Annotated in this window: 13 protein-coding genes; 5 read left to right on the forward strand and 8 right to left on the reverse strand. The window is 48.6% G+C overall.

The window, feature by feature from the left end; all coding sequences use genetic code 11:
* Positions 1-178: 178 nt before the first annotated feature.
* The 4 genes from H8S02_RS12135 to H8S02_RS12150 form a co-directional block, all read right to left on the reverse strand.
* A complete protein-coding gene (locus tag H8S02_RS12135) occupies positions 179-1,126 on the reverse strand; it encodes a hypothetical protein (protein ID WP_186970740.1) in 948 nt (315 codons plus the stop codon).
* A gap of 766 nt (positions 1,127-1,892) precedes the next feature.
* Positions 1,893-2,618, reverse strand: coding sequence for a DUF3226 domain-containing protein (locus H8S02_RS12140; RefSeq protein ID WP_186970741.1), 726 nt, complete (start codon positions 2,616-2,618; stop codon positions 1,893-1,895).
* Positions 2,615-3,706, reverse strand: a complete 1,092-nt coding sequence (locus tag H8S02_RS12145; protein WP_186970742.1) for an AAA family ATPase — start codon at positions 3,704-3,706, stop codon at positions 2,615-2,617. The genes H8S02_RS12140 and H8S02_RS12145 overlap by 4 nt, the downstream gene beginning before the upstream one ends.
* Positions 3,707-3,708: 2 nt before the next feature.
* Positions 3,709-4,014: a helix-turn-helix domain-containing protein gene (locus H8S02_RS12150; protein WP_186970743.1), complete on the reverse strand. Its 306-nt coding sequence runs from the start codon at positions 4,012-4,014 to the stop codon at positions 3,709-3,711.
* 805 nt (positions 4,015-4,819) lie between these two features.
* Between H8S02_RS12150 and H8S02_RS12155 the strand changes: the two genes are divergently transcribed.
* Entirely contained in the window at positions 4,820-6,031 is a 1,212-nt protein-coding gene (locus H8S02_RS12155) for a hypothetical protein (protein WP_186970744.1), read from the forward strand.
* Positions 6,032-6,462: 431 nt separating this feature from the next.
* On the opposite strand, the gene H8S02_RS12160 is transcribed toward H8S02_RS12155, so the two are convergent.
* From H8S02_RS12160 to H8S02_RS12175, 4 genes are all read right to left on the reverse strand, one after another.
* Positions 6,463-6,759 carry a hypothetical protein gene (locus H8S02_RS12160; protein ID WP_186970745.1) on the reverse strand — a complete coding sequence of 99 codons (297 nt, stop codon included), beginning with the start codon at positions 6,757-6,759 and terminating at the stop codon, positions 6,463-6,465.
* The gene (locus H8S02_RS12165; protein ID WP_186970746.1) at positions 6,759-7,520 is read right to left on the reverse strand and encodes a ParA family protein; all 762 of its coding nucleotides are present in this window, start codon (positions 7,518-7,520) and stop codon (positions 6,759-6,761) included. The genes H8S02_RS12160 and H8S02_RS12165 overlap by 1 nt, the downstream gene beginning before the upstream one ends.
* Positions 7,521-7,858: 338 nt before the next feature.
* Entirely contained in the window at positions 7,859-8,743 is an 885-nt protein-coding gene (locus H8S02_RS12170; protein WP_186970747.1) for a hypothetical protein, read from the reverse strand.
* A gap of 112 nt (positions 8,744-8,855) precedes the next feature.
* On the reverse strand, positions 8,856-10,109 hold the full coding sequence (locus H8S02_RS12175) for an ATP-binding protein (RefSeq protein ID WP_186970748.1): 1,254 nt from the start codon (positions 10,107-10,109) through the stop codon (positions 8,856-8,858).
* Positions 10,110-10,599: 490 nt separating this feature from the next.
* On the opposite strand from H8S02_RS12175, the gene H8S02_RS12180 reads away from it, so the two are divergent.
* Genes H8S02_RS12180 through H8S02_RS12195 form a run of 4 tightly spaced genes read left to right on the forward strand, consistent with a single transcriptional unit; the run spans position 10,600 to position 14,211 of the window.
* Positions 10,600-11,595 carry a LacI family DNA-binding transcriptional regulator gene (locus H8S02_RS12180; RefSeq protein WP_186970749.1) on the forward strand — a complete coding sequence of 332 codons (996 nt, stop codon included), beginning with the start codon at positions 10,600-10,602 and terminating at the stop codon, positions 11,593-11,595.
* Positions 11,596-11,646: 51 nt separating this feature from the next.
* Positions 11,647-12,624 carry a ComEC/Rec2 family competence protein gene (locus tag H8S02_RS12185; protein ID WP_186970750.1) on the forward strand — a complete coding sequence of 326 codons (978 nt, stop codon included), beginning with the start codon at positions 11,647-11,649 and terminating at the stop codon, positions 12,622-12,624.
* A gap of 45 nt (positions 12,625-12,669) precedes the next feature.
* Positions 12,670-13,686, forward strand: a complete 1,017-nt coding sequence (locus tag H8S02_RS12190; RefSeq protein WP_186970751.1) for a Bug family tripartite tricarboxylate transporter substrate binding protein — start codon at positions 12,670-12,672, stop codon at positions 13,684-13,686.
* A gap of 60 nt (positions 13,687-13,746) precedes the next feature.
* Positions 13,747-14,211: a tripartite tricarboxylate transporter TctB family protein gene (locus H8S02_RS12195; protein ID WP_186970752.1), complete on the forward strand. Its 465-nt coding sequence runs from the start codon at positions 13,747-13,749 to the stop codon at positions 14,209-14,211.
* Positions 14,212-14,344 lie beyond the last annotated feature (133 nt).

A 14,344-nucleotide genomic window follows, 5' to 3' on the forward strand; every position in this document is an offset into this window, starting at 1 on the left:
TGTTCTGAGAGACCTCTCTTGAAAGGCATATTTTATTCGTGAAATATACTATTTTGTCGTATTCATTTATTTTGGCGATTGATAATATTCAGAATTATGTTTCGGATAAAAACAGGTATCTACACAAATAATACACCCCGGCCTGAACGACTGAGCTGTATCTAAACATAGCCGCTGCCTAAAGATTACGAATATAATTCGTGATCGCGGTGTCCTCGCGGCTGTGGCCGAGCGCGATGCTGATGATGCCGACCGCACGGCGGTCAAGGCGTTTTCTGCGCTCACTCCCGCGGCAGATATAAATTTCGGAGCGGTATTTTCCGTCGGAACATCGTATCTTTTTGCGGTAATCCAGCTGTTCGATCGGCCGCGCGTACTGCCTGTAAATGCTGGTCGCGTAGTCCGCGCGATAACCATGGACGTCGCAGTTTGAGCTGACATACTGCCACACTTTTTCGCTCGGCAGCGTGGCTTTCATGCGCTGCACGACCGCATCTATGTGCGGCCCGACGATAGGCGACAAGCGCGTTTTGCCGCCTTTATCACGGCGATGCAGGATGAAATAATCCTGCTCCGGAAAGGTTTTCAAACCCACAAGCAGTGCTTCCGCGAGCGCTTCATTACCTGCTTCCTGCGCTTCGGTGAATGCCGTTTCGGCCTTTGCGCGGTCGAATAAGTCACTGCCTGTCAGCCGCTCCAGCACGTTGCGGCGGAAGCCGCAGGCCTTGCAGAAATTGATTAACTCCTCATTTGCTTTCTCTGAAAAATGCGCGTCGCGCTTTTTTGCTCCGCGGCTGCGCGTGATATTTTCCTTTAATCTTCTCGGCGGCTGAAAGCGATTTTCATCGTCAGCTTTAATGCCGTACAGCTTATTCAGCGCGGCTTCTTCGGTTTGAATTGTCCATGCGGAAAGTCCTTTATCCACGCGGGTTTGCAGCCATTCCGGCACAAATTCTTCTGCTTTTTTCAGCGTTTTGACTTCGGGATGTTCTTTCTGAATCCATTTGATAAAATATTTTATGTGCTTGAAGTACGTCTGGTAGGTCGAAAAGCTGTAAATTTTTCTCGCGAATTCCTCCGGATTTTCTATCTTGTCGATGCGTTTGCTGTCACCAAACGCTTGCATTTTTTTCAGTCTGTCATACGCTTGTTGATGCAATGTACGGCCAGCTTTTCCGTCTTTTTTCTTGTGTCCCATATAAAAATTTCCCTTACTGTATCTCATTTTTTGATGTTAAAACTTTAGCCGCCCTTTGAAAAAATCATCGGGCACGCACTCTTTTTTGCTCTTTGAGCGAGGTCTTATGCACGACCTCAAGGCACTTTTTTACGTCTTATGCACGACGGGAAGCTTCTTTTTTCAGCGCTTCTAAACTGATCTGTTTTATTAAATTCTGACTGTTCTTTTTAGCTGTCGAGATAGCGTTGAGTCGCTATCTCACCGGTACTTTTACGGCGTACCGGGCACGTTTTTACGTTGGTTTTCTCTCCTGCATTGTTGATGATTACTTTGTATTTTTCTACGATTCAGCAATAATTTTTCACGGATTTGGTTCGGATACTTCCTTTCTTTTTAAACATCGAGAAACTTTTTATGGGACAATCTATATATAAAAAGACCCCTGCCAGATCATACTCTGACAGAGGTCTTGAACTTTAATTTTAGATACAGTATTCCTATTATGGAACAAAGGAAACATTGCTCATTAAAAGAGCTAAGACAGACTTTATACATATATTATACAATATTTCCAATTGAAAGGCAAGTATTTCCCTCAAAGATAACCTGTGAAAATAGCAGGTTATCAGTTTACCCGTTCATAAAAAACGGGTAAACTGATATACCCAGCGTCCCAGCACAATACTACTGCCCCCCCAAAAAATATTCCGCCTTAAATATCCACTAAGGCCGCAAAGCACAACCGCAGCGTTTCCGACTCTTCCCATTTCACAGTTCTAATCTGTTCATCAATTAAGGAAAAGACTTTTTCCGGATACTGTACAGCCCATGTCAATCCCAGATGTGCTTTCAGTTTCAAACGATCGGTAGAAATATACCGTGATGCCTCCTGACGCATTTGAGAAGCGAACACTCCTGTTTTTTCGATAATGCTCTTATCATATGGATCTTCTGCAATCGCTGCAAGCATTGCGGTTTCCAATGCGCCTTGCTGCTCATGCGGAATGACGACCAGCAACGCCGAAAAAGTTTTTTCCATTCCAAACTTGTTCGTATAACTGCAATCGTTCCACTGATTGTTTTTGATGGTGCCACACGGTACTTTCAGAAAAGCGGATGCTTCTGTTTCGATTTCACTGACCTCTCTGTTATCTCGATCGGTTACAATGGCGATCTTCTTAAAGGCATCTGACATAACGAGCGGTTTTTGAATTTTATCGTCAAAGAATTTCCCGAAATTATCTTTTCCGCCTACTGCACAGATCAACAGATAGTCGTTGTTCTTTTTATACCATGTGACTTCTTCATTTTGTTCTGTTGCTCGAATGGATACGCCCTGCGGCGGTTGACGAACAAACTTCCATCCTGCTGTTCGTTCCAGATAGTAGCTGAGCAAGATCGCATCGGTTGCGCCTTCACAAAGAATCAGTTTATTCATAGACGCACCTCGAAGCCGAACGCTTCCCTGTTTTCAAAGACCTCTCGCCCCTGAAGGACGCGGGAATACGTCTTATGATTTTCTCGCCGTAATGTGACAACGGTAACGGCATCTTCTTTTGACTGTACATCATAATCCTGTGTGGCGAGCAAGCCGTCGATCGCTTCGATGCTGTGTGTCGTAATAAATACCTGCACATCGAACGTGCGGCAAGCCTTGACGATAAACCGAAAAATATCGTTGTAATATTTTTTGTGGATCGCGGTTTCAATCTCGTCAATCAGCAAAATACCTCCGGTCGCTCCGGCGATCGCATTTGCCAATACAAGGACTTTTTTAATGCCATCGCCATAAGTGGACAGCGGCATATTGCCAAGCCGTTTATGCTTCAGATATTCAACCGGACGATTGCTGACATCACTTCTGAAGATCATCATATCTTCTATTTCTGAATCGAACAGCTGCAATGCACTCAGGCATATCGACTTGTAGGCATCGTTCTTTATAATGCTGTTGATGATATTCCCGTTAAGATGTTCAAACGGTGCTACATAACTGATCTTTATCTGCGTGTTCATCCGCAGCAGCGTGCCGGTCATACGAGTTAGTCTGTTTAAGCGAATGTTTTCCGTCAACGTCTGTTCGCCGTTCATATAAACCGAACAGCCGTCGAAGACATCGGTTTCCGTTTCACCGTTTGCATCTGCAAATTCTCTGCGGGCTACACGATCCAGTTCGTTCAAATCCAGCAGTTCTTTAGACTCTGTTCCCGAAAGCACATAGGAAACTTGTCTGCCATCATACTCTCCCGAAAGCTGAATTTTCAGTTTATCATCCGCTTTCGGAAACATACAGATAAAGCTGTCATACAGCGAGTTGGACGAGAAGGTCAATGTGCGATCACGCAGTCTGGCGATTCTGTAAATATTAGCAGGACTTCCCGAACGCAGAAACTGAACGGCCTCCATGACGCTGGTCTTGCCGCAGTTGTTGTCACCCACGATTACGTTGATCGGTGTCAAATGCTCTATATTCAAATCTCGTATTCCACGAAAACCGTCAATCCGCAGCTGGTTTAATGTTTTCATCGTCAAATCTCCTCATTTTCTTCAAAGCAAACCAGAAGCCGCTTTCCCAGCGCTTCTGCAATCTTCTGTAATGAATCAATCGTTGGGCGCGTTACACCATTTTCTATATTGCTGATATTAGCCTGTGACAGTCCGGTCCTTTGTGACAGTTCTTTTTGTGTTACCTTTTGTTTTTTTCTTTCGCTGACAATCAGCTGCTGAATTTCTTTATAAATATTATCGCGCGGAAGATCTTCTTCAGAATCAGAAAAATCAGAAGTATTTATTTTAGAGAATGCTTCATCTAAATATTTTTGGAAATCACTCATAGAACACCTCAAAAATATCTTTTATTAGATATATTATATCCAATTATTTTAGGCATTTCAACAAAAATATAATCTATAAAGTATATTTAATTAAAGATTATAAAGTTAAAACATTATAATTTTCCAAATGCAGCAAAGCCCCAGTGCTTCATCACCAGGGCTTCGTTCTTACATTTTATACTTTTTCGGTTATATCCCCTTAATCAAATTCCATTACAGCATACCTAATACTATCATTTTTATTGTATAATCTGATTTTAAAGTAGATATTTGTCCGTAGCATATCACTTTAATTCATCCTGCACTTCAATTTTTTCGCAAATTATATCACTAATTGATTTGATTTGCAACATATATATATCGTTTTTTCGCCTTTTTGAGCACAAAACCATATTTTTTTCTTGACAGCGCCAGCGCGTCGTGGTATTCTTAATTACAGAAAGCAAAAGAGCCAATGCCTGCAAGCATCAGCTCTTTGGATAAACGGTATCCGCCACTCGGTGCGACCAACACCAGCGGGCGGTAAGATCTCACCCAAACTGAGACCAGTAACGCGCCAAATGGCGCATACCGCTTACTTGTATAACTATTATACATTCAATGAGTGGGTATGTCAATAAGACGCGCGTTTTTCGACGAAAATCAATTTTTCTTCCTTGTACGACACATTTCACTTGTGCAACATTACGAATTTTCGATTTTTGACACGAATTTAGACATGGTTTTTCAATCGTCTGGTGTGAGAGCATCAGACGATTTTTTGTTTTTTCTATGAAAAATTGACCATCGGAAAGGAGGGAAGGCAATGTCCGCGACCGGTTACACCACAATCTACAACGAAGTTCTGCGCGACAGAACGCTTTCCCTCAACGCGAAGGGTCTGTTTGCCGTCATCAAGTCTTTTGTCGGCCTGCCGGAGTTCGCGCTCAGCAAGCGCCGCCTCGGCTATGCCTGCTCGGACAGCGGCTATCTGCTCAATGCCGCATGGAAAGAATTAAAGCAAAAGGGATATTTGCAGCACTATTTCTCCCAGTCGGAAAATGGTGCATTCTGCCATGTCTACAATCTGATGCAGCACCCGTCCGCGCCGGTCGACTTCGTCTATTCCCCGTCCATCGACCGCCCGAACGGCGATGTTGTCTGCATTTCCGATGCACAGCGCGACTACACGAATATTTCCACTGCGGTTCTGCGCGATAAAACCATTTCCCTCGCGAGCAAGGGTCTGTTCGCCCTTGTCAGCCATCTGATGAAAATTCCCGGCTTTGTCCTCCGTCCCGAGGGAATCCGTTCGTTCTGCATGGAGAAGATCAAACATTTCTCGACGCTCTGGAAGCGCTTCAAGATTTCCGGCCTGCTCAAGCAGCACCGCCACCCGGCCGGTGAGGAAAACCGCTGGACATACGAGTATGAGATCTGTGAGACGCCCGACCTGGAAACGCCGTACCTTACCAACCATCACGTTGACGGCTCGGTCTCCACGATTGCAACCATCGGCGACTTCCTCGAGAAGCTCAAAAAGCGCGTTTCCCGTATCCGCAAGAACGTGCGCAGCACGAAGAAGAAAGACAAGCCGCGCGCCGTCCGCCGCAAGGAGCGCCGGCAGATCGAGCAGCAGCTGAACGCCGACGCGCTCCGCGAGCGCTTCGGCAACGATCTGACCGGAACGGTCGTGACGGCGGTCTATAATATCAAACACGCGCAGCGCCTGTTCATCAAGGGCGCTGAGATCACGCAGGAGCGCCGCGAAACTGTCGCGCAGATGATTTCCCCGGAAAGCGTGGAGCGCTTCCTCGACAGCACCACGCTGGATCTCAGCCGCATCAAAAACCCGGCCGCCTACTTACAGACCGCGCTGTTCGACTTCCTCGAAAAGCAGCACAGCACGGACGCCTCCCCTGCCGACGAATCCCCGGACAGGCCGCTTGCCGACTGGGAGCAGGCATGGCTCGCGCAGAAGGCCGAGGCGCGCCGCCGCCGTGAAGAGGCAATCGCCCGCGGTGAATATCAGGATTAAAAAATCAGCCATGACAAGCGTCATGGCTGGCTGTCGTGCACGCAAAACGAAATTTCCCGGCTGAAGCACGAAGGACGGCTCCCCCGCCGCCCTTTTTCTTTGTCCGCCGTACCATTCCCCTGTTTTTACAGGGTAGGCTGTTTACGGGTACAATGGAAACAGAAGCCATGGTTTTCGAGCGTCTGCAAATCGGCAGAGTCTAATAAAATCCTTATCTACCTATTTTTCTTTAATCAAACCTCTCGTTTAAAACCTTGGGCAGTTCAGACAAGAGAATAAGTAAAGAAATTACACAATAATATTGCGTAATATTTCTACATATCATTATCATGCAATTTCAATATGCAATATTCATACATATTATTTTACAGCATAAAAGCCGAGATACACTATTGAAAAGCGTATCTCGGCTTTTTTCTCAGAATTATGTTTTAGTCCTGGTTGTTTTCTACTACTGCGCAATACTGTTCGAGCAGCTGATTAACCAGTTCATTAAAGCTGACTCCGGTATGCTGCGCGACCTTTACAGCACGCTGCTTCAGTTCTGGGGTAAGAACGATCTGAGCGCGTGCGGTACGGTTTTTATCGTTGCGCGGTGTTACCTTGATTTCGTTTTCAGGCTTAACCGGAGCAGGTGTGGTTTCCTGTACCGAAACGGCTTTCTGGGCTGCTGCCGGTCCGCCCTTCAGTCCGTCAAAAATATTTTCGCTTGCGATATTCTTCGCCATTACAATACACCCTTTCGTTTCAGTTCATCGTACAGCGCACGATAATCCTGTGCCGCAGTACAAGTATCATTCCATTCCATAAGCGGCTGACGTGCCGCCTGTGCTTCACGAACACGCACGGTTTCGCGGATTGCGGTTTCGAGTACAGTCGTACCCAGCTGCTCGGCAAGTTCGGGAAGACCGGCTTCGATCTCTCGGGAAAGCGTAGTCGGACGGCCCTTGCGTGTCAGCAGTACACCGCAGCACGACAGGCCTTGATTGGTATACTTCTGCGTGTCAGCGATGCTTCGCGCCAGACGGCTGATGCCCTGAGCAGCATAGCGGTCGGCAGTCATAGGGACGAGGACGGTTGTAGCTGCGGTAAGAGAAGCCATCAGCAACGTGCCAAGTGCCGGCGGTGTGTCGATGATGATTAGATCGTAATCGAGCTTTGCAGCCTCCATCTGCTCTTTCAGAACAAACACATCAGCAAAACCGCTGAGCATTTTATCAGCATCCCGCAGAAGGGGATCACCGGCGATAATGTCATAACCGTAGGGAGTATGCTGTACGCAATCTTCGCTGTCCTTATTGATAATGAGATCATACAGCGTGCTGACGCCATCGCTCTGTGCGCGGCTCGTATCCGTGCTGTTGCACTGCGCATCGGCATCGATCAACATAACATGTTTCCCGTCATGTGCAGCCATATATGCCAGGGTGCAGGCCGTCGTTGTTTTGCCGACGCCGCCTTTCTGGTTGGCGATTGCAAGTATTGTCATACCGGATTTTCCTCCCAAATGATGCAATTAAATTACACAATATAATTGTGTAATTTTTATAAGTATGTGTAATATTCTGCTGTATATTTTATACTGTACCACGTTCCTGTGTCGAAGTCAAGAAATTTACCTATATTCATAATAAAGCATTGATATTTAGCGTGTGAATAGGATATTTTCGATCTATATGCGAAATTTAAAAGATTACAGATCATGTCGATGTAACTATATATGTATAAACATTACATTATATATAGATATAATAAAATTACACATAAATATTGTGTAATAAAAATGCATATACACAATACTTGTGTGTAATTCAGAGAGCTGTATTTTCAGCGAATATATTTATGTCCACGTCCCCAGCAGGCTCGGCAGATGCCGTGGTTGATGAACGATCCATGACCGCGTGAGAAAAAGGTGTTGGCGTTGCCGACAGCGCCGCAGTAATGACATTTCAGCCATTGGACGCCGTTCGAGTCGATAACTTCTGTCTGGGACCGATCGAGCAGGGCAGAGAGGTCTTTTGCCGACAGCTCGTCCTGTCGCTTTTGACGGGCACGGAGGGCAGCCGCTTCCTTCTCACGCACCAGCTTTTCCATTGCCTGCTTTTTCTGCAATGCCTGCCTTTCGCGGCGCTCGTGTTCGAGCTGCTTCAGCTGCTCCTCATACTGCCTGCGCGCAGCTTCACGCCGCGCTTGTTCGCGCTTGAGCTGTTCGCTGAAAGCGTCTTTCTTTTCAGAGAGCAAAACCGGAAGGGGGATATTCTTATAGAGAAGCTGTCCGCCCTCGGTAATTCCGAAATCAGCAAGCAGACCGGAGGCAAAACGGACTTCCTGCCACAGACCATCACAGTCCTGAGCGTAAAAAACCGCATACAGCCTGGCCTGTTCATAAGACGGGCTGTTCACATCGAGCAGCAGACAATAACCCTTGCGTTTCTGGATTTTCTGGAGATACTCGGGATACTGGCCATGCGTGCCTGTATTCGCGGCATCTGTGAAGTAAAGAAGCTGAATGCCGCTGCTGTTTGTACGAAGAATATCGAATTTTTCATCAGAAAGGTTTGCGCGATTTGCGGTATAGCTGACAGCAATCTTGCGTGTGCGCGACAGGAAGGAGAACTCGTATCTGCGTTTGCTGTCGCCGAGCTGACAAATCGGTACGCGCGTTTCCACATCACCGGAGGCGAGCTTTTCATCGAGCCAGCATTTCAGCACGATCCTGGAATAGATCGAGATGATGCCTTCTGTTTCGGCGGTACATTCATACCTGCCGCTGCCGGTTTTCAGACGGAAATGCTGCGCACGCAGGTTTCTGTCACGTATTTTCTCAAAACTCCAGACTGTCTGCGTTTAGGAGAAAATACTTCATGCCCATGATAACGAATCCTTCATCGTTGCGCCACGGTTTGCGGACGCCGTTTACGATGACGATTTTCTTGAACGAGTCCGGAATATGGCGGAGCGAGTTAAACTCCTGCGCCTGTTTCTCCTCCGAGGTAAGGTCGTAGGCAACCTGGATATAATATCGCTGACTCGCCTGATTGACGACGAAATCGACTTCGAGCTGCTTGCGCAGGCGCTTGCCGCTGCTGTCCCTGCCGAACGCCTCAACGATGCCCACATCGACATGATAACCGCGAATGCACAGCTCATTATATACGATGTTCTCCATGATGTGAGTCGGCTCCTGCTGACGGAAATTCAGCCGGGCGTTGCGCAGACCGAGGTCGGTGAAGTAATATTTGAGATTGGCACCGATATACTTGCGCCCTTTGATGTCATAGCGCTGCGCCTTCTCGATCAAAAAAGCATCCGCCAGAAAATCAATGTGCTGTGAAATGGTCTTGTTGGTGTAGCTCATCTGGCGCTCGCTTGCAAAGGTGTTCGCGATTTTAGACGGGTTGGTCGGCGCGCCGATTGCAGACGCCAGAACGTCAACCAGAATGTTGATCTCCGCATCGTTCTGAATGCGGTTGCGCTCGATTACATCCTTCAGATAGACGTTAGCAAAGATGTTTTTCAGATAGTCTGCCTTCTGGCGTTCGTTCTGAAAATTTACGATCTGCGGCAGGCCGCCGTAGAGCATATATTCGTCCCAGGCATCGTCAAAGTCGCCGTCCCAGACCGAATAGAACTCTGCAAACGACAGCGGATGAATGCGTATCTCGTCACCGCGGCCGCGAAATTCGGTCACGATGTCGCTGGAAAGAAACTTGGAGTTGCTGCCGGTCACATAGACGTCGATATTGCTCATGCGCAGCAGGCTGTTCAGGACTTCCTCGAACCGGGGCATGAACTGCACTTCGTCGAGCAGCAGATAATACTGCCCGCCGTCACGCATGGCGTCCTTGATATAGCGGAAGCACTCCTTGGGGTCGCGCAGCTCCTCATTTTCGATGCCGTCCAGCGCGATTTCGATAATATGGTCCGCCAGCACGCCGCTTTCAAGCAGATACCGCTTGAAGATGGTGAGCAGCAGATAGGATTTTCCGCAGCGCCGTATGCCGGTGATGACCTTGATCATGCCGTTGTCCCTGCGCTCGATCAGCTGGTTCAGATATGCCTCTCGCCGGATCTCCATGTAATCACTCCTAAATTTTGTGCCGTGCACGTTTTTTAGTAATGATATTGTAGCACATCGGGTTTGACGCCGCAAGCCGCCGCGCAATCGGCAGCCCTATTTTCTGCGGCAGAGAACAGATTTATGTATCGGAAGAAGCTGGGAAAACAGTATACACATACACAACTTTTTTCGAAAAAGTTCGAAAAAAGCATAAAACACACAAGAACAGTATTGGAGATAAGTTGAAAGGTCTGAGATTAGCAAGCGTTGATGTCAGAAAACATTGATCGCATGTTTCGAATTCGAGATATGTGGGTCAATGTTTCTACGTGTGCTTTTGGATATTTTACTATACTTTTCAGCGTATTATCTAAAATCACAAGGATGCGGATTGTTAACTCCTACAAAACATACACTTATCACAAAATTGCAGTTGACGAACGGTTCTGCGCTGTCTATAATGGAGACATAAAAGAAATGTAATCGTTCTCATTGAAAGGAGGATACCATGCCAGCCACAATTATCGACGTTGCGAAACTGAGTGGTTACTCCAAAGCTACCGTGTCTCGCGCCTATGCTTCGCCAGACTGTGTGAAGCCGGAAACGCGAGAAAAAATTTATGCCGCTGCAAAAGCGCTTAACTACGCGCCGAATGCGATCGCGCGTGCTATGGTGACCAAACAGACCGAAAACATTGCATTTATCATCCATGAGAAACAATATCCGGTCGTTTTGAACCCGTTTTATTCCCCAATCCTCGAGGCAGTTCTCCAGGAATGCAACCGCCACGGCTACAGCGCATTTATCTCAACCGACCACGATGTACGGCTCCCGAACGGCGAGCTTTACATCAAAAAGCATATGGACGGCGTTATTCTCGCCGGTCAGACCGATTACCAGAGCATTCTCAGCTTCCGCAAGCACAACATCCCGATGGTGCTGCTGAACAACCGCATGGAGCTCGATGATCTGCTGTGCGTCACCGCAGACAACTACAACGGTGCCGTGCAGGCCATGGAGCACCTGTATGAACGCGGCCATCGCAGAATCGGCTTGCTTGCCGGCGCATTTTCCCCCGAAATCTACAACGCACGCTACAACGGCTACGTCAGCGTACTGAAAAAGTACGATTTGCCGCTGGATATGCGTTTTGTGCAGGATACCGAGCCTACCATGGAGGCCGCAGAGCAGTACATCTCCTCCATTCTCGGCATGCCGGATCGTCCGACCGCATTCTTCTGCACGAACGATACGATTGCGATCGGTGCTATCAAGGCTGCGCTTCGCGCAGGGCTCCGCGTACCGCAGGATCTTGCGATTGTCGGTTTTGACGACAGTGATAACAGTCGTATCATTGAACCGGAATTGACTACGGTTCATATCGACAAGCAACAGATGGGACATCTTGCAGCGCAAAAGCTGTTTGATATGATAGACGGAAATCCGATTGAGGAATACTGGATCAACACACCGACACGGCTCATTATCCGCTCCTCGACCTGATTTCCCAAGAAACAGCCCCTAAAACTGTTTCCAGATGTGAGGAGTGATGCCATGAAAGCAACTTTCGTCAACGTGGGATATGGCGATTGTATTTTACTGCAAAATGAAAACGGTTACACTGCGCTCATTGATGGCGGCAGTGATCTGGAAAGCGAGTTCGCAGGCGACCCCTACCGCATCCGTGCGTCGGATTATCTGAAAGAACAGCATATTTCGCATCTGGATGCTGTTTTCATCTCCCATATTCACGAAGATCATGTCTGCGGACTGGAAAAAGTTCTGAATTCCGTGACAGCAGATGTGATCTACGCCCCCTATCCGCTGGATGTTTTCACCGGAGCGCGTCCTCTCACACCGCTGCCCGATGCAGCGCGGAGCGTTCCCCTTTACACGGCGGCTCTCAATGCTTTTGTCCGCATCCTGCGGCACGCCGAAGCACAAGGCACGCCGGTAAAGACGCTGAAAGCAGGCAGCAGGCTCCAGTTGACCGACCAGATCAGCGCACAGGTTTTAACACCTCGAAATCGCGAATTGCAGCAGTATACCGACCGTTTGCGGCGTATTTACGCACCGGACAGTACGGATACCGAGATAACCGAGCTGCTCACGCTGCTTGACGCAACATCCAACCAGACCAGCATGCTGCTGAAGATCACAGACGGCAGAAATGTTCTTCTGGATGCAGCGGACAGCTGTCCGAACATCTGGGATGAAGTGCCGGTTTCTTTGCTTCAAAATGTGAACGTTCTCAAACTGCCGCATCACGGTCAGCGCGACTGCATCGATGAGGCTCTCATGAAGCGGATGCCGCTCGAGTATGTGATCACGACCTCGGCCTCTGACCGCCGCTACAACAGCGCGAACGCCGAGGTATACGAAAAGCTGACCGCATGGCTTTCCGACCGGCCGCTGCGCTTCCTGTTCACGGACGAGCGTGAGTATCCCCCTTATTTTTCCCAGCCCGACGGTTTTCGGGCAACGACCTTGCTTATGAATTCCGATGGTATTCAAGTGGAATTTGTAAAATAATCACAGAGTAGAGTACAGAAAAGAAAAAAGAATGGAGGAACAATTATGAAGGGTAAGAGATTATTGGCGGCATTGATGGCAGGTGCAATGGCACTCGGCATGACTGCATGCAGCGGTTCGGGCGGCGGCTCGTCAAGCGGCGGAGGCGGCAACTCCGGAGGCGGCAGCAGCGCAAGTGATTTCCCGAGCAAGTCGGTTACGATCATTATGCCGTGGAGCCTCGGCGGCGGCCCCGACACCATCGCCCGTCAGGTCGCATCCTACGGCGACAAGTATCTGGGCGTTCCGGTCATCGTCGAGAACAAGACCGGCGGCGCAGGCACCATCGCGATGAACGCAGCACTCCAGGCGGCAGACGACGGCTACACGATGGTCGTTGCAAACGGCCCGCTGTTCTCGCTCACCCCGAGCTTCCAGAATGTTAACTACACCCTCGATGATATCACCCCGCTCATCGGCATGCGTACCACCGAGTTTGTTGTACTGACCAACTCCAAGAGCGGTCTGGCTTCGATCGACGACCTCAAGGCATACGCTGCAAAGGGCAACACCATCAAGTACGCGACCACCGGCGGCCCGGGCAACGACAGCTACACGATGATCTCCGTGCTGTTCAAGAAGCTCGGCATCCCGGCAGAGGCTATCCCGTATGACGGCGGCCAGGACGCCATCAACGCACTCAGCGGCGGCCACGTTGACGTTGCCATCGGTTCTCCCCCGGTTTACCGCGACTACGTCATCAACGGCGAGTTCAACTGCCTCGGCACCTTTATCCCGGACGGCATTGACGTTGACGGCATCGGCCACATCCCGTCCTTCAAGGATCAGGGCATCGACGTTGAATTCACCGGAATGGACTACTTCGCAGTCCGCTCCAGCGTATCTGACGACGCAAAGGCTAAGCTGACCGAGTTCATCCAGAAGGTTTACGCAGACGAGGACTTCCAGAAGTTCATGGCAGACCTCGGCATGGAAGCATGGCCCGCTACGGAAGACGAGATCAAGAGCATGATCTCCGATCAGACCGAAGCAATGAAGGCTTACATTCCGCTGCTCAAGTAACAGACAACGCATGGTGCTGCATCCGAAAAGGTGCAGCACCGCTTATTCGAGGTAATCTGTATGAAAATTAAGTACAATTCTGAAATGATTGCCGGTGCAGTATTTGTAATCGTGGCAGCTGTTCTGTGGCTGCTGATTCCTTCGCAAATTCAAACGATGGAAACTTCCTCGATCAACGCGCAGACCATTCCTCGTGTTGCGATCGGCGGATTGTTCATCTTCTCGGCGTGCCTGCTGATACAGGGTATCTTCTCGGACGAGAAGAAGGAGGTCGTCATCAATAAAGACACATTCCATTCTGAATCTTTCAAGAATGAGATGCGTTCGGTCGTTTTTGCGCTATTTCTGATTGCATATTGCTTTATCATCGGTATTTTGGGCTTTATCGCCTCTACCATTATTCTTGCAGTCGCTATCCTGATTTTCTATGGCGCTCGCAAATGGTATTATTACGCGATCCCGATTGCCATGGTCGGCATTGTCTACTATGTTTTCGGTGTGCTGCTGCACATCTCGCTGCCGTAAGAGAGGAGGATATTCATGGATCTATTTTTACAGGGACTGCATCTTCTTTTGAACTGGCAGCACTTTCTTATCATTCCGGTCGGCCTCGCGCTCGGCATCGTTGTCGGCGCTATCCCGGGCCTGACCTCTGACC

The sequence above is a fragment of the Agathobaculum hominis genome (assembly GCF_014288055.1).
Classification (GTDB): domain Bacteria; phylum Bacillota; class Clostridia; order Oscillospirales; family Butyricicoccaceae; genus Agathobaculum; species Agathobaculum hominis.

What these genes read in the sequence shown, in the direction of transcription:
- H8S02_RS12135 (WP_186970740.1), bottom strand. Translation starts at nt 1,126, where the DNA reads ATGCAAGCGTTTGGTGACAGCAAACGCATCGACAAGATAGAAAATCCG.
- H8S02_RS12140 (WP_186970741.1), bottom strand. Translation starts at nt 2,618, where the DNA reads ATGAATAAACTGATTCTTTGTGAAGGCGCAACCGATGCGATCTTGCTC.
- H8S02_RS12145 (WP_186970742.1), bottom strand. Translation starts at nt 3,706, where the DNA reads ATGAAAACATTAAACCAGCTGCGGATTGACGGTTTTCGTGGAATACGA.
- H8S02_RS12150 (WP_186970743.1), bottom strand. Translation starts at nt 4,014, where the DNA reads ATGAGTGATTTCCAAAAATATTTAGATGAAGCATTCTCTAAAATAAAT.
- H8S02_RS12155 (WP_186970744.1), top strand. Translation starts at nt 4,820, where the DNA reads ATGTCCGCGACCGGTTACACCACAATCTACAACGAAGTTCTGCGCGAC.
- H8S02_RS12160 (WP_186970745.1), bottom strand. Translation starts at nt 6,759, where the DNA reads ATGGCGAAGAATATCGCAAGCGAAAATATTTTTGACGGACTGAAGGGC.
- H8S02_RS12165 (WP_186970746.1), bottom strand. Translation starts at nt 7,520, where the DNA reads ATGACAATACTTGCAATCGCCAACCAGAAAGGCGGCGTCGGCAAAACA.
- H8S02_RS12175 (WP_186970748.1), bottom strand. Translation starts at nt 10,109, where the DNA reads ATGGAGATCCGGCGAGAGGCATATCTGAACCAGCTGATCGAGCGCAGG.
- H8S02_RS12180 (WP_186970749.1), top strand. Translation starts at nt 10,600, where the DNA reads ATGCCAGCCACAATTATCGACGTTGCGAAACTGAGTGGTTACTCCAAA.
- H8S02_RS12185 (WP_186970750.1), top strand. Translation starts at nt 11,647, where the DNA reads ATGAAAGCAACTTTCGTCAACGTGGGATATGGCGATTGTATTTTACTG.
- H8S02_RS12190 (WP_186970751.1), top strand. Translation starts at nt 12,670, where the DNA reads ATGAAGGGTAAGAGATTATTGGCGGCATTGATGGCAGGTGCAATGGCA.
- H8S02_RS12195 (WP_186970752.1), top strand. Translation starts at nt 13,747, where the DNA reads ATGAAAATTAAGTACAATTCTGAAATGATTGCCGGTGCAGTATTTGTA.